General features: G+C 40.1%; 16 protein-coding genes. 2 read left to right on the forward strand and 14 right to left on the reverse strand.

Annotated features, from left to right (window positions below):
* Positions 1-36: 36 nt before the first annotated feature.
* The 3 genes from CWC02_RS12940 to CWC02_RS12950 all read right to left on the reverse strand — a co-directional run bounded on the left by CWC02_RS12940 (position 37) and on the right by CWC02_RS12950 (position 3,375).
* On the reverse strand, positions 37-2,031 hold the full coding sequence (locus CWC02_RS12940; protein WP_138618609.1) for a DUF3472 domain-containing protein: 1,995 nt from the start codon (positions 2,029-2,031) through the stop codon (positions 37-39).
* Between the two features lie 302 nt (positions 2,032-2,333).
* The gene (locus CWC02_RS12945; RefSeq protein ID WP_138618611.1) at positions 2,334-2,726 is read right to left on the reverse strand and encodes a VOC family protein; all 393 of its coding nucleotides are present in this window, start codon (positions 2,724-2,726) and stop codon (positions 2,334-2,336) included.
* Position 2,727: 1 nt separating this feature from the next.
* The gene (locus tag CWC02_RS12950; protein ID WP_138618613.1) at positions 2,728-3,375 is read right to left on the reverse strand and encodes an HD domain-containing protein; all 648 of its coding nucleotides are present in this window, start codon (positions 3,373-3,375) and stop codon (positions 2,728-2,730) included.
* A gap of 135 nt (positions 3,376-3,510) precedes the next feature.
* Between CWC02_RS12950 and CWC02_RS12955 the strand changes: the two genes are divergently transcribed.
* Positions 3,511-4,701 carry a class I SAM-dependent methyltransferase gene (locus tag CWC02_RS12955; protein WP_138618615.1) on the forward strand — a complete coding sequence of 397 codons (1,191 nt, stop codon included), beginning with the start codon at positions 3,511-3,513 and terminating at the stop codon, positions 4,699-4,701.
* Here CWC02_RS12955 and CWC02_RS12960 read toward each other — a convergent pair.
* The 6 genes from CWC02_RS12960 to CWC02_RS12985 form a co-directional block, all read right to left on the reverse strand.
* Positions 4,698-4,994: a PilZ domain-containing protein gene (locus tag CWC02_RS12960; protein WP_054553663.1), complete on the reverse strand. Its 297-nt coding sequence runs from the start codon at positions 4,992-4,994 to the stop codon at positions 4,698-4,700. The two genes, CWC02_RS12955 and CWC02_RS12960, sit on opposite strands and share 4 nt — an antisense overlap.
* 8 nt (positions 4,995-5,002) lie before the next feature.
* On the reverse strand, positions 5,003-5,410 hold the full coding sequence (locus CWC02_RS12965) for a response regulator (RefSeq protein ID WP_268795048.1): 408 nt from the start codon (positions 5,408-5,410) through the stop codon (positions 5,003-5,005).
* Between the two features lie 78 nt (positions 5,411-5,488).
* The gene (hrpA, locus tag CWC02_RS12970; RefSeq protein WP_138618617.1) at positions 5,489-9,379 is read right to left on the reverse strand and encodes an ATP-dependent RNA helicase HrpA; all 3,891 of its coding nucleotides are present in this window, start codon (positions 9,377-9,379) and stop codon (positions 5,489-5,491) included.
* Between the two features lie 69 nt (positions 9,380-9,448).
* Positions 9,449-10,327: a peptidylprolyl isomerase gene (locus tag CWC02_RS12975; RefSeq protein WP_138618619.1), complete on the reverse strand. Its 879-nt coding sequence runs from the start codon at positions 10,325-10,327 to the stop codon at positions 9,449-9,451.
* Positions 10,328-10,418: 91 nt separating this feature from the next.
* Positions 10,419-14,105 (reverse strand): autotransporter assembly complex protein TamB, encoded by a 3,687-nt coding sequence (gene tamB / locus CWC02_RS12980; protein WP_138618621.1) that lies wholly within the window; start codon positions 14,103-14,105, stop codon positions 10,419-10,421.
* Positions 14,105-15,832, reverse strand: a complete 1,728-nt coding sequence (locus tag CWC02_RS12985; RefSeq protein WP_054553667.1) for an autotransporter assembly complex protein TamA — start codon at positions 15,830-15,832, stop codon at positions 14,105-14,107. The genes tamB and CWC02_RS12985 overlap by 1 nt, the downstream gene beginning before the upstream one ends.
* Positions 15,833-16,003: 171 nt before the next feature.
* Here CWC02_RS12985 and CWC02_RS12990 point away from each other — a divergent pair, with 171 nt between their 5' ends.
* Positions 16,004-16,336, forward strand: a complete 333-nt coding sequence (locus tag CWC02_RS12990; RefSeq protein ID WP_054553668.1) for a ribonuclease E inhibitor RraB — start codon at positions 16,004-16,006, stop codon at positions 16,334-16,336.
* Positions 16,337-16,361: 25 nt separating this feature from the next.
* Here the strand turns inward: CWC02_RS12990 and radD are convergent, their stop codons facing one another.
* From radD to CWC02_RS13015, 5 genes are all read right to left on the reverse strand, one after another.
* The gene (gene radD, locus CWC02_RS12995; protein WP_138618623.1) at positions 16,362-18,107 is read right to left on the reverse strand and encodes a DNA repair helicase RadD; all 1,746 of its coding nucleotides are present in this window, start codon (positions 18,105-18,107) and stop codon (positions 16,362-16,364) included.
* 69 nt (positions 18,108-18,176) lie between these two features.
* The gene (locus CWC02_RS13000) at positions 18,177-18,482 is read right to left on the reverse strand and encodes an H-NS histone family protein (RefSeq protein ID WP_063707100.1); all 306 of its coding nucleotides are present in this window, start codon (positions 18,480-18,482) and stop codon (positions 18,177-18,179) included.
* A 110-nt stretch (positions 18,483-18,592) separates the two neighbouring features.
* A complete protein-coding gene (locus CWC02_RS13005; RefSeq protein ID WP_138618625.1) occupies positions 18,593-22,792 on the reverse strand; it encodes an ATP-binding protein in 4,200 nt (1,399 codons plus the stop codon).
* Between the two features lie 190 nt (positions 22,793-22,982).
* Entirely contained in the window at positions 22,983-23,852 is an 870-nt protein-coding gene (locus tag CWC02_RS13010; RefSeq protein ID WP_138618627.1) for a class I SAM-dependent methyltransferase, read from the reverse strand.
* A gap of 520 nt (positions 23,853-24,372) precedes the next feature.
* Positions 24,373-26,353 (reverse strand): TonB-dependent receptor domain-containing protein (locus CWC02_RS13015; RefSeq protein WP_138618629.1); only part of this gene is annotated, 1,981 nt, incomplete at its 5' end.

Genomic DNA, 26,353 nt, shown 5'->3' on the forward strand with positions numbered 1-26,353 from the left:
GGCTCTTTTGAGCCCTTATCTCTTATATGGTATCAATTACTTATAAACAGCAATCTCTGCTGCACTTGCCCAAATGCGACCATTAATTTCACTTTGTGCGACTAAACGAATATACCGTGCAGTAACAGGTGCAAACTGTGTTTGCTTGATTTGCGTATTCGCAGCCCATGTACCAACAGCGATGGGTGAGCCAAAGTTGATACCATCGTCACTCACATACACCTCATAGTCTGCAATAGTGCCGTTTACGCCAATGGTTCTTGGTAGATAGGTAATTTTTGAAAAGCTTTGCGGGTTACCTAAGTCTATATCAACCGAGTGAGGGTACTCAGGCACTGTGCTGCCAGACCAATTCGTGTGCCAAATGGTGGCTGGATTATTATCAAAGGCGTAGATAATTTCTTCGCCAAGCTCTGCCTGCGAGTCGCTACTCACAACAAAGCTCGAACTATCAAGTTTTCCTGTGTGATATAGCTCAATCTCTGCCGCACTAGCCCATACATTCTCGTTTACTTCTGACAAGCCAACCAATTTTATAAAGCGCGTTTGCGTATTATTAAGTGCAACCACTTTGCCTTGTTTGCTGGCATCCCAAGTACCCGCAGCAACTAATTCATCATAGGTTACACCATCATGACTTACATACACTTCATAGTCTGCAATTGATCCATTTTCGCCCACAGCGCGTGGCGTATAATGAAGCTCTGACAACTCATAGTGTTTACCAAGATCAATGATGACATCGTGAGGGTAACTAGGCACTTGTGGAGTTGACCAACTGGTGTGCCACAGCGTGGTTTTGTCTCCATCAAATGCGTTTGCCAATTCATGATAAGGCTCTGATTGCGAGTTAGAACTTACCGTCAATGTGGCGCTGTCGATCAGGTAGTGTTGTGCTGACGTATTATCAATCGTGACAGTCGCTGAGTGCGAAACTGTTCGACCGAAAATATCTTCGAGGGTAATGATAACGTTGTCATTTTCACTCGCAATAATATCTACTTGGCGCTTTTCTGGTTGGCTTGCTGATGCAACGAGTACGTTGTTTATCATCACAGAATAGCTAAATTGAGGGGTGCTCGTTTGCGGCACTTGCCAACTTACGCTTCGCGTAGTGGCATCAGTGATGGTGAACTCAATATTAGGTTGATTGGGGGTATCCGCTACATTGTTTCTTGTTAACGGAAAAAGTGAATTTCTCCCGCAAAACGCTGTCAAGTTACCATATGCATCCGTACAGGTTTGATTGCTAATACTTAACGTAGGTGAGGTTGTCCCGCCAGTTGTCATAGTAAAATAACTTGGGTTTGCGCTTGCATCATAGTTATTGTCGTAATTACGTTTTGGTTGGTGTTGGACAACACTAAAATTTGCAGAATCAAAGCCAATCCAGCTACCATTTTCGAGCTTTTTATGGCCATTTTTGAGCCTCACAGTTCTCGCGTTTTCGCCGCTATACCACCAATCTTCAACAAATGACCCTGTTGTCGTTTCAAAACGTACATCAGCTACAGGGTAATCCATGGTCACCAAGTGCGACCATTCTCCAGCAGCCTGATCATGCACCCAATAGCCGAAATGAGTATGTGAACCTACCGGCCATGCCTTTGCCACTAAGGTATACCATTGGTTAGCTTGCCACCCTAAATCAAAGTTCCATGTTTTTAGCCCTGTACCCTCACCGCCAAAATTTTCAGATTCCGTACCATGACCAAGATAGCGGGCTACAATTGGCTTTGAAGAGCTGCGCGGATCCCATATGGAAAATATGTAATTGCGCCCATCAGGGTGATCTTGTATGCCAGCATAGCCCCCACCTTCCATGCCCGCATTCCAGTTAAGCACTGAATAGTAGGTGTACTTAGTAAGTCCATTGCTAGGCACATACACATCCTGCATGATCGTGTTACCGCGACCTACATCATTAAAGTTAAACCAAATCGACGCGGCCCTGTCTTCAACCGTATTAGCTTGGGCACTCCAACTACTCAACATACCGACTACTGCCAATTTTATTGTCATTTTTCTCATGCTAGCTCCTGTAAGTGATAAAACTTAATTTCTAGATTCTGTGGACTTATCCTTTAGTAGCAATAAAGAACCAAAAAATATAAACCACCGAGTAATTAAGGTTCAAAAACGAAAGAATCGCAAATAAAAAACATAAAATGAAAAACAACGAATCGAAATGAAACTAATTGAAAGTTAATAACAACGTAAAAATGAGTGAAAAAGCCGTATGAAGGATAGTGAAAAATGTATTGCTTGATTTTTATAAGGCGAAGTGGCATGAAGGTTAAAATACACTATGAAAAGTGCATTTATTAAAACCTTTAGGTAAGAGCTGATTTTATAGCTTCATAATCATGAGAGGTTATTTCATGGCTGTTACCAGCACAATCTTTAAAGTACATTGAGTAAGTAACACCATGATCGGCAACAACAGTTTTAATATCAAGCTGAGCTAGATGCTCAAGCCATGCTAAAAACTGTGTTGCATTTGCGCCAAAAGCAATACCTTTGCTTCTACCGTCAGCTTCAAACAGTGCCAAACGAATTGTTTTTGCTTGATCTTCTAAGGTTAAAGGGCCTTTTCCCTCATCCCAAAATGCAAGTTCCGGTATCACATTAAAACCAAGTACTTGTTGATACCATTTTACAGCAGCCGCTAAGTCATCAACATTTAAGTGGCAATGATCAACACCACACAAAGCTGGAATAGCCATGTTACTCACCTATTTCTGTTTTTAACTGCTCTAAAAAATCGAGCATGTAATCTGTACGTCGTTTGGCTTCATCTTTTGCCGATGGCGTGTTCATACTCTCACTAATGTGTAACAGCTTAATGAAAAAATGATCGAGGGTATATTTTGTATCGTCCGGTTCGCGGTTTAAGCAAAATGGATCGTCTTTATGGTACAGATAGCGACCAATTGAGCCCCCTACTTTCATGCAGCGGCTCACCCCGATTGCGCCTAATGCATCCATTCGGTCTGCATCTTGCACAATTTGCGCTTCGACACTTTGTATTTTTATATTGGCGCTAAAGCTATGTGCAGCAATAGCATGATGGATAGCACTAAAATACTGCTCAGGATAATTAATTGAGGCTAAAAAACTTAGCGCTTTGTCTGCGGCCATGGTCGATGCTTTTGCCCGATCAGGGTGGTTCTTTGCAACCGCAACACAATCATGTAACCAAGCTGCGGGTAACACCACGCCCATTTCTGCCTGCTCGGCAATACACAATTGTTTTGCAACCCTCACTACTCGTTCGATATGACTAATATCGTGTGCGACATCGGCATGGAGTAAAGACAAAATAAAGTCTCGACATTGAGTTTCTAACGCTGCAAAGTCTATTTTTGGCTGCATATACTGGCTATCACCATTTACTGATTGAAATTATGCTTACTTTAGCGTGGTTGCTAGATTTGTTCAAAACATTCATTGTATGTTTGCCAGTGCTTCATTAAACTATGCCCCCTTTTGTTTGACGCGAGAATCCCTATGTCATCTGCTATTTACCTGCAAGCTGGACGAGAAAAATCATTAAAAAGAAAACATCCATGGGTGTTCTCAAAAGCCATTAAAAAAGTAAAAGGTAAGCCAGGACTAGGTGATACTGTCACTATCTATGACAATGACGGCAAGTTTTTAGCCATTGCAGCTTACAGCCCGCAATCGCAAATTCGCGCTCGCGTATGGAGCTTCGATCAAAACGAAGTAATTGACCAAGCATTTTTTGAAAAACGTTTACGCCGTGCCTATGCTGCGCGTGAACAGGTGATCAGCGAAGGCGGTTTAACGGGTTTTCGTTTAAGCGCTGCTGAGTCTGACTACTTGCCAGGCATCACTATCGATAAATTTGATAATGTATTGGTGTGCCAACTACTTAGTGCCGGTGCAGAGCGCCATAAAGGTGAAATTGTTGCTGCATTAATGACTATTTTTCCGGGCTGCGATATTTATGAACGTTCAGACGTTGATGTACGCACTAAAGAAGGCCTTGAGCCAATCAAGGGAATACTTTGGGGCAAGGAACCAATTGAGCCAGTCATCATTGAAGAAAATGGCTTAAAACTCGAAGTAGACATTCTAGAAGGCCACAAAACTGGCTTTTACTTAGACCAACGTGATAGCCGTGCAGCCCTTGAGCGCTTTGTTAAAGACAAAACGGTATTAAACTGCTTTAGCTACACAGGTACATTCTCGCTATATGCTTTGCGTGGTGGTTGTAAGCACGTGACTAACGTTGATGTATCACAGCCAGCGCTCGATACAGCAAAGCGTAACGTTGAGCATAACAACCTTGATTTATCGAAAGTTGATTTCGTAAAACAAGATGTTTTTAAGTTGTTGCGCCAATACCGTGATGAAGGTGTGCAATTTGATACTATTGTTATGGATCCACCAAAATTTGCTGACAACAAAGCGCAGTTAACCGGTGCCTGCCGTGGTTATAAAGATATTAATATGATTGCGATGCAAATCTTAAAACCAGGTGGCACTTTACTTACCTTCTCGTGCTCTGGATTAATGGAACAAAATTTATTTCAAAAAGTGGTTGCGGATGCAGCCCTTGATGCAGGTAAAGACTTGTTGATCATGGAACGACTAAATCAAGCTGCCGACCACCCGATTGCTGGCAGCTACCCAGAAGGCTTTTATCTGAAAGGCCTGATCTGTAAGGTTTACTAATTAAAACTTACAATTTCTAACCCGGCACTCAAGGAGCCATCTTGCTCCTTGGTTGCCCGAATTACACGGGCTGTTGCATCAAATGAAGTAATCGCCGTGCTAGTCGAAGCAATTAGCACCCGATAAAGACTACCAATTTCTAAGACTTCATCAAGGTGTATTGCCAGCCCTGTTGCACTTAAATCAGTACACGTAACCTGAATTTCTTCGCCATTAACTGCATCTAATGGGATCAGTTTTGCAGGGGTATGAATTTGCATGCGGCGAAAATCGCGTTTCTCCTCATGAAACATATGGCCTCCTATACCAGTGTTTTTATTTTTTCTATTAATGTTTTAACAGAAAAAGGCTTCACTACATAGGCGTCGCAACCGGCATCAAACCCCGCTTTTTGTTCAAGCTCGGTTTCAAGACCAGACACCATGACAACAGGAATTTGCGCTGTTTCTGGGGTGTTTTTTAGTAAGCGGCACGTATCATAACCATCTAAGCCTGGCATACAAACATCGAGCAGTATAGCATCTGGTGGCTCCGCAATGGCAGACGTTAAACACGATGCGCCTGAATTTGCATAACTTAACGAAAACTCATTTCCAAGGCTTGCTTTGAGCATTTCAAAATTAAAATATTCATCATCGACGACCAAAATAGTTGGTCGCGGTCGATTTACCGCCCGTTCAGGAACTGAGATTGGTCTTTCCTTTTCAATGCCCACATAACCTCCTTTTAGCATCTGTGTTTTAGCGTCAAGCAAGGAGGTGACACCTCCATTGCTCATTCCTTAGTATTATAACTCAGATTCTTTAATTGCGTTTAAAACACGTTTAGCAGATACAGGATAAGGTGTCCCTAGTGTTTGTGCAAATAAAGAAACACGTAACTCCTGTTGCATCCAAAATATCGCACTGATCTCTTCAGGAATTGGCATTCCCTTAGGGATTTTGTTCGCTAGTTTTTGATATTGCTCGGCTACTTTTTCAAGCTCAAGTACACACAACCTATCGCGGTTAGGGTCAACAGGTAGCTTTTCTAAGCGGCGTTCAATGGCTTTTAAGTAACGAATTAAATCCGTCATCTTTGCTGCCCCATGCTGGCTAACAAAGCCTTTGAACACTAAGCTTTGTAACTGTGATTTAATATCACCGTGCGCTGTTATCATGGTTAGATCAACGCGTCCTTTCATCCGTTTATTTAAGCCATGTGCAATACTTAGCACTTGCTCTACTTGGGTGGCAATCTCAACCACCGTGTCACCAAGCTCACCACGAATTTGCTCTTTCGCTTTTACAAACGCATCTGCAGTGCGGATGTTGCCATATTTAGTTAGTAGGCTATCGACGGCTGCAGCGATACAGTCATCAATTAAGTCATTGACCTTACCAAACGGATTAAAGTACAAACCTAATTTAGATTTATTCGGTAAATTTTGCTGTAAATACTTAATCGGTGATGGCACATTTAATAACACTAAGCGACGTAAACCTTGTTGGTGCGCCTGCTGAGCTTTGTGTTCATTATCAAATAACTCAACCGCTGCTGAGTCTTTTTTATCCACCAGCGCTGGAAACGCTTTGATTTCGTATTGACCTTGCTTTTTCACGTAAGAACTTGGTAACTCACCAAAACTCCACTCGGTCAAATCAGCTTTCTCTATGCCCTTGTCGGCTACTTTCGATAAGGTATCCGTTACCTTACCTTGTAACTGAGCTTTTAGTTTAGATAAATTTAAACCGCGAGCGAGTAACTTATCGTGTTCATCGCGTACTTCAAACTGTAAGCGTAAATGCGGAGCAAGGGTTGATAAATCCCATGCATCTGGCTCAACACGCACACCTGTCATACGTAATAAGCGCGTGCTAATTGCATCAATTAAGTTGCCTTGCATCGGCTCGATTGCAGCAAGTACCGCATCGGCGTAGTTTGGCGCAGGCACAAAGTTGCGACGGATCGTTTTTGGTAGCGACTTGATAAGCGCACAAATTAATTCATGTCTAAATGCAGGAATATGCCAATCAAAGCCAGTTTCTTGCACTTGGTTTAACAGTGCTACCGGAATTTGTACCGCAACACCATCAACGGCTTGGCCTGGATCAAAATGATAAGCCAGTGGTAATAACAAGTTCTCTTGCTGCCATGTATCTGGGTAATCGAACTCGGTGACATGATCGGCACCATGCTGCATTAATTCTTCTCGAGACATGTGCAAAAAGCGCTTATCTTTTTGTTTTTGTCCCTTCCACCACTTATTAAACGCAGCACGATTATTTACATCTTGCGGAATTTTCTTGTCGTAGAATTCAAATAAGGTTTGTTCATCAACCAAGATATCACGGCGGCGAGATTTATTTTCAAGAACCTGAATATCTTCAATTAACTCTTGGTTATAGTGTAAAAACCCTTCATTTTGACCCAGCTCTTGCTCTACCAACGCCGAGCGAATAAACAACTCGCGACTTACTTTTGGATCAATATTGCTATAAACACAGCGGCGCTTATTAACAATTAATAGGCCATACAGGGTTTGCTGTTCAAACGCGATAACTGCACCCGGCTTTTTCTCCCAATGCGGTTCGCTGTAGCTGCGCTTTACTAAATGCTGTGCAAAGCCTTCAACCCATTTTAGGTCTATGCGTGCGTTGATCCGCGCATAAAGTTTGCTGGTTTCAACAAGCTCAGCCGACATAATCCATTTCGGGCTCTTTTTAAATAATCCTGAGCCTGGAAAAATATGAAACTGGCTGTTGCGTGCGCCTTTATAAATTTGTTTTTCATCTTTAAAACCAATATGACTTAGCATACCGCTCAATAAAGATTGATGGATTCGTTCGCTATCAGCAACATTGGTAGTGGCCTTCATGCCCATTTCATTACACACCGTTGATAGCTGATAAACAATATCTTGCCATTCGCGAATACGCATATAGGCTAAAAAGTCTTTTTGGCATAACTTTCTAAATTGGCTATTGCTCAATTCAGATTGCTGCTCTTCAAGGTAATTCCATAAATTTAAAAAGGCGATAAAGTCTGAATCTGGATCGTCAAAACGGCCGTGCTTTTCATCCGCTGCACCGCGTTTTTCTTGTGGTCGCTCTCTTGGATCTTGAATCGACAATGCCGCAACAATAATGATCACTTCACGCAGTGCACCTAAGCCATCGGCAGTCAGCACCATTTTCGCTAACCGAGGATCAACCGGTAAACGGCTTAAGCTTCTGCCTGATTTAGTAAGCTCAGTCTTTTTATGACGTTTAGCTGGCTTAATGGCTTCGAGTTCTTCAAGTAGCGTTAAACCATCGTTAATATTTCGGCTATCTGGCGCTTGCACGAACGGGAACTGTTGCATGTCGCCAAGCCCTAAACCAAGCATTTGCAAAATAACAGAGGCTAAGTTGGTGCGTAAAATTTCAGGATCAGTAAACTCTGGACGCGAATTAAAGTCTTCTTCGCTATATAAACGAATACAAATACCCGCTTCAATACGACCACAGCGGCCTTTTCGCTGATTGGCACTAGCTTGTGAAATTGGCTCAATCGGTAATCGTTGTACCTTGGTACGATAGCTATAACGGCTGATACGCGCGGTACCTGGGTCGATAACATAGCGAATACCCGGCACCGTTAGTGATGTTTCAGCCACGTTGGTGGCTAAAATAATATGACGGCGGCTATGCGGCGCAAAAATTCGGTTCTGTTCAGCGTTTGATAAACGCGAATATAGCGGTAAAACATCGGTGCCTTTGAGGTTTCGCTTTGATAACGCATCGGCGGTATCACGAATTTCTCGTTCACCGTTCATGAAAATTAGAATATCGCCGGGACCTTCATCACACAACTCATCAACGGCATCAAAAATACCCTGTAATTGGTCACCATCCGCTTCCATCTCGTCTTTATTGATTTCAGTGGTTGGTCTGTAACGAACCTCTACTGGGAAAGTACGACCTGATACTTCAATGATGGGTGCATCGTCAAAATGTTTAGAAAAGCGCTCAGGGTCAATTGTTGCTGAGGTAATAATAACTTTTAAGTCAGGACGTTTTGGCAGTAAATTTTTTAAATAGCCTAAGATGAAATCGATATTCAGACTACGTTCGTGGGCTTCATCGATGATGATGGTATCGTACTGGTTTAGGTATCTGTCTTGTTGAATTTCAGCCAACAGAATACCGTCTGTCATCAATTTAATGTAGCTATTGTCAGAAACTTGGTCACTAAAGCGAATTTTAAAGCCCACTTGTTGACCTAGCTCGCATTGCATTTCTTCTGCAATACGATTCGCGACACTTCGAGCCGCGAGTCGACGAGGCTGCGTGTGGCCAATGTATCCATCAACACCGCGGCCAAGCTCTAAACACATTTTTGGGATCTGCGTCGTTTTACCAGAACCTGTTTCACCGGCAATGATCACCACTTGGTTATTGGCAATCGCCTGTTTAATATCATCTTTCTTTTGGCTAACAGGAAGTTGCTCTGGGTAGGTCACTTTAGGTAAGGCAGTCAAACGTTGCTCGCGCAATTGCTGCGAACGGCTAATATCTTCAGCTATTTTTTGCGCTATGCTCGCTTGCTTAGTTTCATCGTTGATTTTTTTGATGCCATGAAGGCGTTTTTTGAAGATGAATTGATCTTTGCGTAAACACGTTTTTAATTCGCCAAACAGCGGACCTAGGTTAACCACCCGATACCCTTATATTTCTTAACCAATAGACTGATATTGTATCAAATAATCTATCAGGTGGTCATGGCTTTATTTAATCCGTTCGGTTGGAATTGGCATTGCACAAACATCGATGTGATCAGGGCTTTCAACAAACCACGCTTCTACTCGGTTTTTACGTGCTTCAATAAGGGCTTTAAATGCATTTGAGTCTGTTTTCATGACCCGAAATTCACTGTTATCAGTGTCTTTAATATCTGCTAATACTTGCATATCGGTGATGGGGTTAAATGCCTGACCTTCAGTGGCTGTACGCTGCAATAAATTAAAGTGTTCCATGCCTTCTAAAACACGACCAAACACGGTGATATTACGGTCTAAATAGCGCTGGCTATTGCCAATGGTTACATAAAATTCGGTACCACCCGAATTGATATCATTATCGCGGGCCATGGCAAAGACCCCTGGGCAATGTACTTGCCATGTTTCTGTTTGGCTTTGGTTTTGTGCCACAGCAAAGCCATTTAAAAAGCCCGTTTTAGTGGCATAGCCATCAGGCCCTTTAAGTTCTGTAATCGCTAAAGGCGTCTTTGTGCGTAGATAAAACTCAGCAGGTAACCCTTTTTTGGCATTTTTAACGGGTTTACTTTCGCTAGCATCCCCGCCCTGCGCGACAAACCCTTCAACAAATCGATACACACTTAGGCCTTGATAAAACCCTTCTTTGGCAAGCTGTCGCATGTTATTTGCGTGAATGGGCGCTAATTCATCGTTTAGTTCGATATAAGCCGCACCCGTAGGTAAGGTTAATTTAATGACGTTTTCGGCACTGACTTCTCGCCACTCACTGCTACTTGCGGTCATAATGATTTCGCCAGCAGAACGTTTTTGACTAGTTTCTTTTGCATCAACATCAATTGGTGCAGCTAAGAAGGCACCAAGGCATAAGGTTAATAGACTTAATTTCATTGTTATTATCTTTTAAGTAATTGACAATTCAGCCTATTAACTTAAACCTAAATAAGCAAGTAAAAGCGATGTTTGATCACAAGCGTAGGTATTAATCCCAATCAAACTTATAAAGAATATCAACATTTTGATTCAAGCCACTGGTCACCTCAATATACAGTTGCGACAGCAGTTGATAGCGAACCGCCACTTCACTTAATGAATCAAAAATACCGACACTGTATTTAACTTGAATACCTGGAGTAACATAGCCAGATATTTCAACTTTAGTGTCATCGCCACTACCACTTGAACTTAAACTGACATCTGACAAACCAAAGCTTTCGCCAATCTTAGAAACCATTCCTTCACTACGGTTAACACCTTGGGCAAGCAATAATTGAGTGAGCATCGCATCGGTCGAGCTATCTCCTTCATCAAGAGGTTGCCCATTTAATAAATAAGCCAATGCTTGTGCTTGATCCATCGCAGGCTCTGAGAATACTTTTAACGAAGGTTGTTCAACATTACCTGTTAAGGTAACACCTGCAATCACGCCATTCGAGGTGTTATCAGGGTTACGAATTGCCTTAATATTTAGGTAAGGCTTCTCAATTGAGCCGCTAAAACCAACTTGTCCAGTTCGGATTATCAAATCTTGGCCAAATGCGCGGTAGGTGCCTTGAACAAGGTTCAATTCACCCGTTGCTATCATCGGTGTAACTTGGTCCATGCTGATGTTGATGTCGCCTTCAACTTTCGACTGTAAGCCAAACGAGTCAACGCGCACATCATTTTCAACCAACACCTTTAAGTTAATAGCATAATCAAAAGGGACTTTTTCTGACTGTTGCTGCTCAATATCAACAATGACTTCATCATCACTGACTTGCACGGCACCTTCTGGCAGCTCTTCAATGGCGATACGCCCCCATGGCACGACGACTTGGCCATCAAGATTAAACGCATTATCTTTCAACGACATAGTTAAATCTGGAGACACCTTAAAGGTAACATCTTGCTGAGCACGAACAAAAAACTCTTTACCATTTAACTTCACATCAACGTCTGGTAGTTCTTGCTGCCAATCAATCCCACCTGACAAATCGAGCGCGCCTCCTTCAGCATCTTTGAGCTCCCCCTTGAGCGTTGCACTTTGGTTATTAAAGGCAATGTTCACATAAGAGTTTTGCAGCGATACAGGCAAGGTTGCCCCTTCTAGATTGATTTTTTCGACATCAAAGTCACCATTGAGTAATGGTTCTTTCAAGGTGCCTGCAATAGCTAATCGGCCTTTAATGTCGCCTGTTAATTGCTCAAGTGACGAAATAAAAGGCCGTAAGTTTGTTAACTCAATTTTCTCAATAACCAAGTCGCCCGCTAAGTTCTGCTGATTTTGAATATCATCAATGTTGAGCTCGGACGTCACTTTACCTAACACTGAGGAGTCAAGGGTAGCATTAAGTTTACCAACTTGCGCGTCACTCATTGCCGAGACCTCTAAAACCTCGACTGGTAATTTATAAACATTTGCCCCATCAATTAAAGATGCTTCTAGCTGCTGAGTTTTGATATTGGCACGGATGGTTTTTAATGCGCCATTATTCCAATTAGCAACAAACTCCCCGTTTGCATCGCCAGTTACTTTCAAGTTATCGGGTAAGAAGTGTTTAAATTCAGCAATAGATAACGCAGCAAGCTGTGCATTTAACTGACCTAATTGTTTAGTTTGCTGCAAGGTCTCAAAGCATAGTTTTGAGTTATCGCTTTGCCAGCAATGCGCGCCTACATTAAAGTCAAAGGTTTTGGTATTCACTTGAATATTAACTGGCTTATTAGTGCCAAAACGCACCTGATTATCAGTAATAAGAATTTGGCTCAGCGCACCTTGCCAAGTTTCTTTATTAAATTTACCGTCAACATCGAATGATGCCTTGCCTTGATCTGCATCGAGTAAAAAAGTTAAATGGTGATCTGTTTTATCGCCACTGGCATCTAACTCAATTTGATTAATTTTGTGCTCTGCGATCGATGCGGAATCAAGCACCAGTGATACATCCGTTTGCCAGTTTGCGGCGTAATCAAATTGCCCTTTTAATGTTAAACCGTCAACCTGAATATCTTGATAACTCAAGGTATTCAGGACTAAACTTAAATCAACAGTAGGCTCAAGACGCTCTCCACGCAAACTCAGATCAGCAAAGCCCTTGCCTTGCATAGGCAAAACATCTTGATCACTTGCATCTAAACGCAATTTACCGTCGACACGCCATACTTTATCCACCTGTCCCGATAGCGCAATTTCATTTTTACCGCTTTTTATTTCAAGTTTTTTAAAACTTGCATGCAAGCTACTATCAAGCTCAAAATCCGACAACAAAGTCACTGGAATTTGATTCACAGAGCCATTTAATTGCGTGTTATCTAACGCAAGCTGCCACTCACCTGCCTGTAAGTTAAATGAACCATTGAATTCACCAGATAAATCACTACTAAGAGCATCCGTTAAATATTGGGCTTTTAAGTGGCTTAAAGCCCCTTTAAATTCGCTTTTTACCCCATTCGACCAATCAACAGATGCGTTAATATCTGCTTTACTGTCATTAGCATTGAGGCTTAATTGCTCAAGTTTTGCATTTGTTAAACTACCCTGTAATTTTGATTTCACAGTCATCGCAGGTAATGCGTCTAGTTGCGTAACTAAACTCAAATCGACAGCATAAGCATCGGCATGGCCTTTGGCTTTTAAATCAAAGTCCGATAATTGCAGCTGCTGTGTGTCTGTGGCAATTTGCCACTTTGCTATCTGGCCTGTTAAATCAAATGGGTAATTTGTTTGTTTTAGATTCACAGCCCCTTTTAACTGTGCAGGGTATGTTCCTTGCGTTACTAAACTTAACTTTAAATCCGCAAGCGGACCTGAAAGCGACAGATTAGCTTGATGTTCAGTGCTTTTTACAGACACGGCCCCATCAATAGTGTTTTCACCAGAAAGCTCAGCCGTTAAATTAGTATGCAATTGCCATTGCTGATAGCTTGCAGCAAGCTTTTTAAGATTAATATCGCTCTCTTTGGCTGAGGCAACTAATTCAATATTTTCAATAAGCTGAGCCTGTTCTGCGCCATAAGGGGTAATGGCAACTTTACTTATTTGAAATTGCTTTAGCTCAACATCAATCGGGACCCTAATATCAATTGCGGGCAATGCTGGCAACTCAGTTAATGGGGCTGATTTAGGCTGCTCTTTTGTTTCGTGCAGCATTACAGCAACGTCAGCAATAGTCAGTGTATCCACTGTTAAATCCGTTGCTTCGCCGCGAGCACTTAAGTTTAGTTTGTTGACTGTTACATCGGCACTTGGGTGCGCTAGATTAAAGCGATTAATTGAAACACGCTTAACAACGACCTTCATAGGTAAACTAATTTGTGTGACTTGCTCAACATTAGGTTCTGTTTCAGTGCTCTGCTCAGTTGATGCAGCCTGATTTTTAATATTTAAATCAATCGATTGGGCGCTTAAATTATCAAGACAAACCCCATCACAACGCCACCAAAATAAATCAATTTTTAGCTGCTTTGCATCAAACTTGATGCTTTGATTTTCAAAGTGAACATCAAACGCATCGTTATATAAAAAACGACCAGATGGCAACTTGATTGATAAGCCATCAACTAACTTATTCGCCGTGAATGCAATAAAGTGATTACCAGGCGCGGTGAATAACAAACAAAACACAATAACTAGCAAACTTGCCAGCGTAATTAATAGAACCTTGGTTATCTTTTTTAACATCTTCATTAGATTTCAGGCCCTATGGTAATACTTAATCGGGTACTTTTACTTTCTTTTGTTAAACCCCAAGCATGGTCGATACGTACAGGACCAACCGGTGTTAAATACCGAAAACCAAAGCCAGCACCGACTTCGACGCGGTCGCTAAAATCATTTGTTGCGGTACCACTATCGACAAATAAAGCTGCTCGCCAATGCTCGGCAAATTGATAGTTATACTCAATTGTACCGCTTATTAAGTATTTACCACCAATTAAACGACCTTGTTCATCTTCAGGTGAAATAGATTCATAAGCAAAACCACGGACACTTTGATCCCCCCCCGCATAGAAACGAAGCGATAACGGTACGTCATTAATATCTTCAACCAGCATGGCACCTAAATTAGCTCTTAAGTACAGTAAATGACGATCGGCGAAGGTATTCAACCATGCGTTTTGCAGTTGTAAACGTAGGATATTAGTTGAAGACATCATGTCCTCTAACCCAAATTCAGCTGACAGCAGCCATTGGTACCCCTCGTAAGGAGTCGTTCCGCCCTCAGTGTCTTTTTTGGCGTAGCTGATACCCGGCATCAACATTTTTGCACTTTGTTCTTCTTCTCCAATTCGGTAGGTTTCATAATCACGGCGGATAAATGCGGTTCGAACCCAATCATCTTCGGTTAACCACTGGCGCTGTAATTGGCCAGTTAAAATTTTACTGTAAAGGTCATTTGTTACACCATCTTCGAGTTTATAGCCTAACGAAAAACGCCAAAGATCATCATTAGGGTCGTCTACTGGGACGGTATAACCTAGCGAAATATCTTGCTGCCTCTCTGACACATTTAAGTTGCTTTCAAGATAATGACCGTCTTCCGTTATCCATGGCTTAGTCCATTTAAAGCGAACTTTTGGGCCAAAATCAGTATTAAAACCGCCACCCACTTCATAGCTATTGGCTGGTTTATGTAATACATCAACATTAACAGGCACTTGGTTGTTTTTACGTTTTGCAATGTCTGCATACACACGGACACTGGCAAAATAAGGGGTGCTCGACAGTGCTAGGTTGTAATCAGAAATGTCAGTCGCTTTATATGGCTGACCTTGTTTAAATTCAGCCAGCGAGCGAATGTATTTTTCAGCCGGGGTCTCAGTACCAATAGTGATATCACCAAACTGATAACGAGGCCCAGTATCGACATTAAATATAATCTTTGCGCTATTATTTTTTAGCGATACCGCCAATTTATGCTCATGCCATTTTGCATCAAAATAACCTAAGTCTAATAGTTGGCTTTCGATGCGCTTTCTCGCGGCCTCATATTTGCCGTGATTTAAAAAGTCACCTTGTTTGATTTTGATGCTGTTGACGGCAGACATAAATTCGGCGTCATCTTTACCGGCACCTGTAATGGTTACATTGATATCTGCGATTCGAGTAACAGGACCACGCTCAACATCGACAATTAATAGCTGTTGTGCGTTATCAAAACTAATTTTGATAGTCGGCTTATAATAACCAAGCGCTTTTAAACTCATTTCTACTTGGCTTTTAGCATGACGCTTTAATGCCTTTGAGGTTTTTTCATCAATTAGTTGCTTAATGTAAAGCTCAACGTTTTTTTCGAGCTCACCACTGATCCCCTGAATTTTGTAATCTTTAATAACAGTTGAGGCACTAATCGCGTGCTGGCTGTATGAAAAGCAGAAAAACACAAAGACAAAAAAGAAATGCCGAGTATACAAAAAATATCCTTACTTTTTTGGAAGAGTCATAATCTAAAATGAGTACAAAAAGATACTAGCACAGTGCCATAGCCACTGACATAATTGAAATGTTAAAATTAGTACGCGTTAAACAATTATTTTCGCTACAATAGCGGATAATACCTAGATTTATAATGAACGAGCGACTAAATGCACTTCCCTGATGACGAAAACGGTCAATTATTAGCTGAAATTGCTGACGCTGGTGTTGATTTAACCAGTATGCAAACTATCGATTTCTATATTCTTTTTGAACAAAAGCCTGAAGCAGAGAAATTTGCTAAAGCGATAACAAGTGATGAGCTTGCCCCTTCAACAGAATTAACCAAGTGCCCAGATACAGGGGTGTGGGAAGTAATTACCCGTGTGAAGATGGTGCCAGAACACACCTTACTTAGCCAAACAGAACAATACTTAGAAAGCATCGCTAATGGCCATAATGGATATGGCGATGGCTGGGGTTTAATGGCCGAAGAAGAATAAGCCACTCCTACATCTCGTAAGGGGATCAACTTAGTTGATTCGCCTTACGAAAACTGCCCTGATAATCAAAAAGCTTTTCTGCCACTTTCCAACCGTATTTTTTATTTTTACGCGCAATCACAAAATCGGGTGCAACTAGTTGTTGTTGTAAATTAACAACCTGCTCCGCGCTTTGCCAATCTATTGGGGTAAAACCGGGTGCTGCTCGTTTTCCAAACTGCTTATTAAAAATAAATCGCCCGGTGTCATTTGCTAAGTTAAAAACCTCATCACAACTAGCTCCATCTTCATCATAGTAGCTAATTTTAAGTAAACCTTTTGCGAGCAACTGTGCCGACAAACCACTACACCTTAATACCAAAGCATCTTTTAAATTAAGCGCTTCCCGCAGTTTATCATCAGGGTCTGCCATAATGGCACCACAAGACTGACACTGCCTTGCTGCAATGTCATTTTGCTCACCACACTGCTCACACTCTTTAAAACGAAAACGATAATCACACTGTATTTGCTCTTCACCATCGTCCAGCAAGCCTTGGCAGCGCCTACCAAAATGCTCAATCACTTTGCCTTCGCCATCAGTTTTACCCCAAAAAATATTCGCAAATCCACAGCCAGGGCATAGCACTTGAACTGGCTCATTATCACTTTGCGCTTTTTTACTCCCTACCTCTGGGTAGAACAAATCAAAGCCATTACCAGCATAATCAATAACTAAGCAGTCTTTTTTTCCTTCGCTTAAACGAAGGCCTCGACCCACTATTTGTTGATATAAACTGACAGATTCGGTGGGCCGTAAAATCGCAATATAATCAACGTGAGGGGCATCAAAGCCCGTCGTGAGTACGGATACATTAACCAAATACTTTATTTTTTTGGATTTAAATTGATTAATAATTCGATCACGCTCGTTATTATCAGTATCACCGGTGATAAGTGCCGTACTATCCTCAGGTAAATAGCCAGTAATTTCTTTGGCATGCATCACGGTTGCAGCGAAGATCATCACACCATGACGCTGTTCACTGTACTCTATTACTTGCTTGATAATGGCTTTTGTTGCGCGCGTGCTGTCTTTTAATAACGCATTCATATTCTCAATGCTGTAACGACCAAATGAGTCACTCGGTAATGATGAAAAGTCATAATGGCTAATGGCTGCATCGACTTCATGGGGCGGCGTTAAATAGCCGTTCTTGATCATATAGCGCAGTGGTAACTCAAAAATACACTTTTTAAACGGTGCATCTTTATCACCTCTAACAAAACCATGATAGTGATGATGGTAAACCCAACCCATCCCCATACGAAATGGTGTTGCGGTTAAGCCAAGTACTTTAAGGTTGGGATTTTGTTTTTTTAGACTCGCTATCACCAGCCCGTACTGGCTTTGTTCATCACCGCTTACACGGTGGCATTCATCAATGATCAACAAAGAGTAAGCATCAGTGAGCTTTTCTGTATTGCGTGCCAGTGATTGCACACTTGCAAAGGTGACTTGCTCTGTTAAAGACTTTTGCTTTAACCCCGCAGAAAAAATACTCGCCTTAAAACCAAAGCTAATATATTTCTCGGCGTTTTGCTCTACTAATTCTTTAACATGCGCAAGCACCATAATTTTTTGTTTGGCAATGCGTGCAAGTTCAGCAATAACAAGGCTTTTTCCAGCCCCTGTTGGTAACACAATCAGTGCGGCGTCATCTGTTTGCCGAAAGTGAGCAACCGTGCGTGCTACGGCCTCTTGTTGGTAGGGTCTGAGTACGTACTTCATGTTATCGGACTATAATCGACATAAAAAAGGGAAGCATACGCTTCCCCTGGTATTCTTTAAAGCAAAAAATTAAGCGAGGTGTTTTGTTAAATCGACACCTTGGAATGCTTTAGGACGTTTGCCACGGCCTGTCCATTCAACAATTTCGCCATTAAATTCGATGCGGTACTTTGGTTTAACCTTAGTACGTTTATCTGTTGTTGCTACATCCTGTAGATCTTCTAATGTAAGTCCTTTTTCTTTTAGTAAATCGAGTACCTCTTTTTTAGCTTCTTGCTGTTGAGTATATTTCTCGATAGCTGTGTCGATTAGCTGTTTTGCTTTTTCTAATTCAGATAATGACGCAGATTTTACAAAAGATCGGATTTCTTTCATTGAGAGCTCTCTTTAATATTAAAGTTAAGTAAAATGTATAAACATGAGTTAGTATATGCCCTATTCATAAAATAATCTATTCGACTCTAATTCTTTATCCTAACTTTTTATTATACCCATGCTCTGATCTGAACAATGACGTCTTTTAACTCAGTAATTAAATCAATAACAATGGCAGTATCATGATTATCAATAAACGTCTTTTCCGTATCTACAATTAGTTTTGAGATAGGTGGATATTGAAGCATGACAAGCGCTCCTTTCAGTTTATGAATAGCAGCAGACACTTTATCCAACTCATCACTATTGAGGTGACCTTCTAACGTACTCAAATCATCCTGCAAACTATTTATAAATACCTCTGCCAACATTTTTGCATCACTTTCGTTACCAAAAACATTAAGCCAATGCTGTATATCTTTGATCCCTTGCAAACTTACATTCTTACTATCTGTAATAATGTTTTCATCGTCTTTATTAAGATCAATAAATTCTGCAAGCCGATTATACAATTCATTAAGTTTATACGGCTTAAACAAAACACTGTTCATGCCTGAGCTGAGAGCTTTATTTAAGCAGGTCTTAGAGTCATCTGCAGTAAAACCGATAATTGGCAAGTTCTGGAATTTTTCTATCGTCCTGATCTGTTCGGCTAACTTAAAACCATCTAAGTGAGGCATATGGCAATCTGTTAAGAGTAGATCAAAGTCCCCTTCTTCAAGCGCCCTTAAAGCAGCTAATCCATCCTCGACCATTACAGCTTTTATACCTAATTTTTGACATTGTTTTTCAAGTAATAATTGATTAGTTTTATTATCTTCAGCAATTAAAATCTGGCCATATAAATGCGCTTTATCTGGGCTAATTATATCTAAGGTGGTATGAATATTATTAAGTAGCTCTCGTAATGAATCGGGATAAAGTGGTTCGATAGGTAGTAAATGACAATTACAATCATTTACTTGTTGAGTATTTCGGCTTGATGGCACAATAGTATACTTAGCAGCAATGCCTGCTTTTTTAGCACGCCACTGCTCTCCTAGTAACTCAACCATGTATTGCTCATCAATAATTAAATTTTCAGTCTGACTAAGTTCAGATAACTCCAAGGGCCAATCAAGTATGGTATGTTTGACTGCCATGGTTCCAAGCAGCCGGACCAGCTCTTCACTTTTACTACAAACAATCCAATACCCAGATGATGTGCTTAATTGAGGCTTTTTAGTATGTTGCAATGGGATAGATAAATAAACATGCGTCCCCTTGCCGTATGTGCTAGACAAAGTGATACTGCCTTGCATCGCGTCAACCAGCTGTTTTACTAGCGCTAAGCCTAAGCCTGTTCCGCCAAATTGGCGTTGAAAAGAGTTATCGGCTTGCTCAAATGGTTTATAGATTTGAGCAAGCTCTTCAGTTGTCATCCCCTTACCGGTATCTGTAATTGTGATATTTAACAACTGTTTCTCAAACTTTACCTCGCAAGTTATTGAGCCCTGACTTGTGAATTTAACTGCATTACTTAGTAGGTGTGATAAAACATGCATTAAATGATTAATATCAACCGATGTCGATGTGTAAGCAGCAGTCAGCCAATTTAAATTGAAATGAAGTCCCTTCTGTTTAGCCTGATGTTCATGTGCTCGTAGAATGCGACACAAATGAGTTTCCAAATCAACATTCTCAACCACTACTTCGATGTTACCCGTACTAGTGTCTGCAAAATATAGAATATCATCAACTAAACCTTGTAGTTTAGTTACTGAAACCTCAATGTGTTCGATTAAAGTAGATTGCTCACTGTCTACTTGTGATGATTTTAAAAGCTCAATAAAACCATTTACCCCAGATAAAGGTGTCCTTAATTCATGACTCATCGTCGCAATAAAACGACTTTTAACTAAATCAGCTTGAAGCGCCTGTTGGTTGGCCTTATTTAATTCAACTTGATGATGTTTGAGTAAGCTAATATCTAATAAGATACCATTCCACCTAACCCCTTGTTGTATGTCATTGCCTTTTGTTTGTGCATTGGCAATATAACGGCACCAAACTTTTTGGCCAAGATTATTAATTCTAAACTCAATATCAATCATGCCTTTGCGCTTACTTGCTTGCTTAAAGGCTTTAGCTATTTGCACCCGGTCTTCATCAACAATACAAGGGGAAATACATCCGGTCATACCGCGGCTATTGAGTTGTCTTGATGTTACCCCCAATAAACTTTGCGCCCCTTTGCTAATATAGGTATAACACCCTTCACCATTATCATAATATTCATACTGAAATACCCCGCCAGGGATAGTATCAGTAATCGTTTGTAATAATTGTTGAACCGCTTGGTTTTCCCTTTGAAGGTTATGATGTTCAGTCAAATCAGTGATGACGGTCATAATCCCTGCCAACTGACCATCAACTCCAAGATATGGCTTTTTAGTGTAGAGAAGCTCAAGCTTCTTTCCTACTTTATTGGTAAAGTTCATCTGACGATTAAAAACTTTTCCAGAGTGCAAGCTTTGCTTATTCTGCGTCAATAACTGGCTAACTTGTGCTAACTCGTCACGTAAATACCGTTTTTTTTCGTCCCATAAATGAGCAAAATTATCCTTATAGGCTTTGTTCCACATTATCCTTTTTTGCTCAGAATCTTGTATCACTACCATTGTAGGTAAATCGTCGATGAGCTTTTGAGTGAAGTTCAATTTACTTAACGCAACTTGCTCAGCCTCTTTTCGTTTTGAAATCTCACGGTTTATGGTAATCCGCCAGCTAACAAAATAAATAATCGAAATACAGATAAGAATTAAGGTTAAAATTGCAGTTGTATTAACGGTGGTTTTGTCATATCCACGCTCGATATTAAAAATACCATGGCGATTGACAATATGATTGAAGTCATTGCTCGTTAGTGTTTTGAAAAGGCTTTCAAGTAAACTGACTAATTCAGTAAAGTTTTTATTCACAAGGAAATAGATCGGCTGATTATATCGGTATTTAGGGTTGATATAAAATTCGCCTATGTAAAACTGATTCAATTGATATGCCGCAATGCTTTGCGGTAAGATAACACTATCAATCGTGTCGTTCCTCAAAGCATAAAAAAGTGTCACAATTGAGCTAAATGACACCGTTTCTAAATTCTCAGCACTTGGCAGCTTCTTTTTTGGATCTGCAAACAGATCTATATAACCAATACGCTGAGTTTTACTCGAACGTTTAGAAATTAAAACCATTTCTACGCTTACGTGCGGCGGTAAAGCAATCAAAACACCTTCATTAATTCTTGTTGGTGTCATCGTCGGAATGAGATCGATCTTATTCGCTAAAAATAATCTTTCTAATTCTTTGGAATTTGCAGCAGGGATATATTTAAACTGGAACCCACTTCGTTCAGATAGTAACTCAAGGGTATCATTTAAATAGCCTGTAGCTTCGCCAATTTGATTTGTGTCATTAATTGGAAACAAACCATCAATAAACGAGAACGTAAGTAAATAATTATTGTTGCCTTTCACACTTACTTTATTGAATTCACGTTTGAATTGACTATAGGCTTTTGCGGCCAAATATTCTTCACTTGCCGAACTTTCCCATAATTGTTTCGTGGTTGGAGAGATAGATGCTAAAAAAGAATTAACTTGATTACGTAAAGCCGTCTTCTGTTGGTTGAACATGACATGAAATGTTTCACTAGAAAGCCAGATAGGACTTACAACTTTAAGACCGTCTTTACCACGATTTTTTAACTGATGAGACAAAACTGAATAATCACCTAAAAAAGCATCAAATGAGCCATCCGCCACTTTTTTAAACGCATCATCTGGTTTTATAAACCGATTTATGTAAAGCGCCCCATTTTCTGCTAGATATTCGCAATGCGAACTCCCAGTGATACAAACCCATCGTAAACTAGCAAAGTTCTTTAAGGCACTATTCGCAATAGATTGATTTACAACTATTCCTCGAGGACCTTCCATAAAGGGTGTTGAAAATAAATAATGTTTTTTGCGCTGCGTAGTTTTATTCAATCCAACCGCAAAGTCTATTTCACCAGCTTTAAGTCCGTCCAGAAGCTCGTCAAGACTGTCGTAAACTCGGTACTCTAAATCGGCACCAGCTAAACGCGCTATTTCGTTACTGTAACCAACAATTACACCAGTATATTGACCATTTGCGTCTTGGGTGTGATAAGGAAAAAAATTATAACTTACGATACCCGCTTTGAGTTGCGTCGCAGAAGCAATACAAGAGAATAAAAGCGTAATAGCATAGAGGTAAAAGAGAAATCGTCGTTTCAGAACTAAACCAAGCAAAAGTAAATAACTAGCTACATTCTAGCAGTGAAATTTAAATACTCAATTTTTGTTTAAAACAAAAGTTTTTGCAATGAAGTTTATGTAATAAAAACTGTATAACCTGACTTATCATGTTTAGAGTGGAAAAATCTTCCCAAGCAATAGACCCTGTAACAGATTCTGTGTAACTGCCATTTTCATGTGATGCTTAATTATGTACAGTTAGAAAACAAGCTAACAACTCCCCACTTTTATCTTCTCTGATATAGCCGATTTCAAAGTTGAACTCGTTTTGATTTAATATTTCTATTATAGATTCTAAGTTATTTGCCGCATGAATTAGTTCCTCTAACCTTAATATCAAAAGTTCAATTTCTTTCTTAAATGACTCATATGCTTCAACAAATTTAATTTTCTTACCTTGATTCCTTTTAAGAAAATCTATGAAAGCCAACAAATTTGTCCCCAATAAGCCATTTATTTTATTTGATTTATCTTTTATAAAGGCTTCGATAACCGAAAAATTCTCCTTAATCAATTCTTCATTAGATGCTAAAGCCATTACCAGAGCATCCATATGTACAAATAACCCATTTTTAATTGCTATAGACATTTCAAGAATTTCTTCATTAGATTTAATTATACTTGATTCTGGGTGGTGACAAACAAATACAAAATTATGTTTAGATTTAAGCACTCTGTATACTTCTTTGAGGCTTTTTTCAATGTCAGTGTACTCTATTGCAAATTGAGATATTACATAGTCAAAGTGGCTATTTTCAAAAGGCAGCTCCTCGGCTGAGATACCTGATAAAAGCACTCCACGACTAGACTCTATATAGCCCTTATGGATTACAGCATTATCGATACCTACACAATTAAAATTATGATTAACTTGCAATAACTCAATTAATGCCCCATTACCTGTTCCTATATCTAATATGGTTGAATGCTTTTCTATTTTACTAGCAAACTTATTCCAAAAGCTCTTAAGTTCCCCCACGTAATTTGCTTTAAAGCCTCCACCAAATGATGTAAGGTGCCCTTGTTGCCAGTAATTTGTCCAATGTTCGCTCATCAATACTCCAAAAATAAAAGTTCCTCCTACTAAAGAAGGTAAATTCGATCACTGCAGCGTTAGCTGCACCTTAATAGTACATTTTTTCTTTAATTGATGCCTAATATGCTTTTTAGAGTTCAATCATTTTTACCTAAAAAATCTGGTCTTCCAAATCAGGTGTATTAAAACTTTCTTCCAATATGGTTAATTTCATAAAATGTTAATACTATTCAACCTATTAAGTGACTCTTAAATCTGATTATGCTTGCTTCAATGATATTTCCAAAGAAGAAATAAGTACGCTTAAAACGTTAAATATACTCTTCTTTATTTAAGATGTACTTCGTAGGCTGTTGCTATGATATTAACACCACCAATATTCTTAAATTTACTTATTTATTTCATAAGTTAGGAAATATAGAGGTATTAAATTTAAGTATTTAACTAAAAAAATAAAACAAGTATAGCTAAGCAGTTGAATCCGAATAAAAAAAAGGCTGATTTAACTCAGCCTTTTTTAAATTACATAGAAGGTTATTTAGAAGCTAATAGAATAACTTACACGATAGTCACGACCAAAGTTATTATATAGATCTTGATCATCCCAAGTTCCATTTGATGATAATACAGGGTCTTCATCTGTTAAGTTATTAACCGTGAAAGTAAGTGCACCATAAGCACCTGCATTATAAGTGTAGGTTAAGTTGTGTACTAACCAGCTATCAAGTCTACCTGATACATCATATTTAGCACCTGGGATTGGGTTATCATCAGCATCAAGAGGTGCTCTTTCGAACTCACTAGTGCTATCAGTAAATGTTGCATTCCATGCTAAAGAGTGATCTTCATAAGACCAAGCAACTGTAGCAACAGACTTAAGTTCAGGTTGACCAGACCAGCCAGATGTATCTTGAACTCGTCCGCCTACTTCTTCCTCATAAGAAAGTACAAAACTATTCACGTTTTGGAAACGGAAATCACCAAAACCTGTCTCAAGGTTTGCAGCAATTGTAAAATCGATACCTTCAACTTCAAAACCTGCACCGTTAAAGTAAGACGTACCTGCTTCAATAAGTGTTCCAGATGCTGCACGTTTCAAATAGAAAGTTTCGTTTGAAGTATCTGTGTCTACTGATACTGCAGAAATTAGACCTGCAGCTTCATCTGATAGTAGTGACTGTAATGTCTTTTGTTGAATTACATTATCGATTTGTAACTGGAAGTAATCAAGTTTGAACGTAAGGTTATCGTTTACATCCCAGGCGATACCTAGGTTAGTGTAATCAGATTCTTCCGCATCTAGCTCAGAGTTTTGCGTGTAATAAGTATCATACTGGCGTTCTGTAGTAGATCCATTCGCATAATCGATTGCGTCTTCTGCTGAGAATGAACGGGCTGCATTCAAACGGTCTAAACCTGGTGCACGGAAAGACTCAGAGTAAGAACCTCGGATAACGATGTTATCAGCTACTTGCCAACGAGCAGAAATTGCAGGTGCAATATTATCGCCGAAATCAGAGTAGTCATCGTAACGAGCTTTTAAATTCAATTCTACTGTTTCAGTCACTGGAAGCACTGATTCGAAGAAGAATGCCGTCACGTCACGCTTACCTTCAGAAGAGTTACCTGCAGAGCCACCGATTCGACCTGCTTCTGATTGGCCATCATAAATGTCAGCAAAAGTTTGCTCAAAGTACTCCATACCTACATAGTGAGCAACTGAACCGCCAGGTAGTTCGAATAAATCAAAGCCTAAACCAGCAAAGTATTGATCAAATGTAGACGAAGATTGTTGAAGAGTTGTTGCTTTCATATTAGCAATACCTTCTTCAGAATCTAAAGAGATATCATTCTGTTGGTTATACGCTAGGCCAGCATAAGAAAGGTAGTATTCACCAACAGCCTTATTGTCTGCTTTGTTACGGTGGTAGTAAACTTCCCATGACGCATTGTTCCAGTCCAAATCACCACGAAGACCAGTAGTTAAATCGATATTATAATCATCTACGTTACCATCACGAGTACCGATACCAACCCAACGAAATAGACCATACGCATCATCTACGCCATATGGATTATGCGGATTATCCGCCGACATACTTTCCCACGCAGCAGCAGGTGGAGCATAACGACCAAATGATGAGTTTTGAACGAACATTGTTTGGCCAAACCACTCTACGTTATCAGCAATTTCATAGTTAGAGCTGATGTAAAGTGTGTTACGATCAATAGATGCTGTGTTGTAAGATACATTACCAAAAGCATACATACAGTATTCAGAGCCTGGGCCCCAATCTTCGTTAGCATCTACTCGACGGAATGTATCTTCACCGTATTCTGCAATTAGATCATCACACAACAGAGAAGCTTTTGCTTCTGAAAAGTCTGGAGATAAAACAGTTGCACCGTAGTAAGACCAACCCACAGTATCTGCAGTGTATGCTTCAATATCACCGTCACCATCTAAATCGCCAATTTTAGCTTTAGTGTAATCACGTGCAGCATCGCTGATACCTTCC

This window comes from Pseudoalteromonas sp. S2721, assembly GCF_005887425.1.
GTDB classification, from domain to species: Bacteria; Pseudomonadota; Gammaproteobacteria; order Enterobacterales; family Alteromonadaceae; genus Pseudoalteromonas; species Pseudoalteromonas simplex.

Bases quoted from the DNA above. Each gene is read 5' to 3' on its own strand.
- CWC02_RS13010 (WP_138618627.1), bottom strand. From the start codon at position 23,852: ATGAGCGAACATTGGACAAATTACTGGCAACAAGGGCACCTTACATCA.
- CWC02_RS12990 (WP_054553668.1), top strand. From the start codon at position 16,004: ATGCACTTCCCTGATGACGAAAACGGTCAATTATTAGCTGAAATTGCT.
- CWC02_RS12950 (WP_138618613.1), bottom strand. From the start codon at position 3,375: ATGCAGCCAAAAATAGACTTTGCAGCGTTAGAAACTCAATGTCGAGAC.
- tamB (WP_138618621.1), bottom strand. From the start codon at position 14,105: ATGAAGATGTTAAAAAAGATAACCAAGGTTCTATTAATTACGCTGGCA.
- CWC02_RS12975 (WP_138618619.1), bottom strand. From the start codon at position 10,327: ATGAAATTAAGTCTATTAACCTTATGCCTTGGTGCCTTCTTAGCTGCA.
- CWC02_RS13000 (WP_063707100.1), bottom strand. From the start codon at position 18,482: ATGAAAGAAATCCGATCTTTTGTAAAATCTGCGTCATTATCTGAATTA.
- CWC02_RS12945 (WP_138618611.1), bottom strand. From the start codon at position 2,726: ATGGCTATTCCAGCTTTGTGTGGTGTTGATCATTGCCACTTAAATGTT.
- radD (WP_138618623.1), bottom strand. From the start codon at position 18,107: ATGAAGTACGTACTCAGACCCTACCAACAAGAGGCCGTAGCACGCACG.
- CWC02_RS12960 (WP_054553663.1), bottom strand. From the start codon at position 4,994: ATGTTTCATGAGGAGAAACGCGATTTTCGCCGCATGCAAATTCATACC.
- CWC02_RS12955 (WP_138618615.1), top strand. From the start codon at position 3,511: ATGTCATCTGCTATTTACCTGCAAGCTGGACGAGAAAAATCATTAAAA.
- CWC02_RS12940 (WP_138618609.1), bottom strand. From the start codon at position 2,031: ATGAGAAAAATGACAATAAAATTGGCAGTAGTCGGTATGTTGAGTAGT.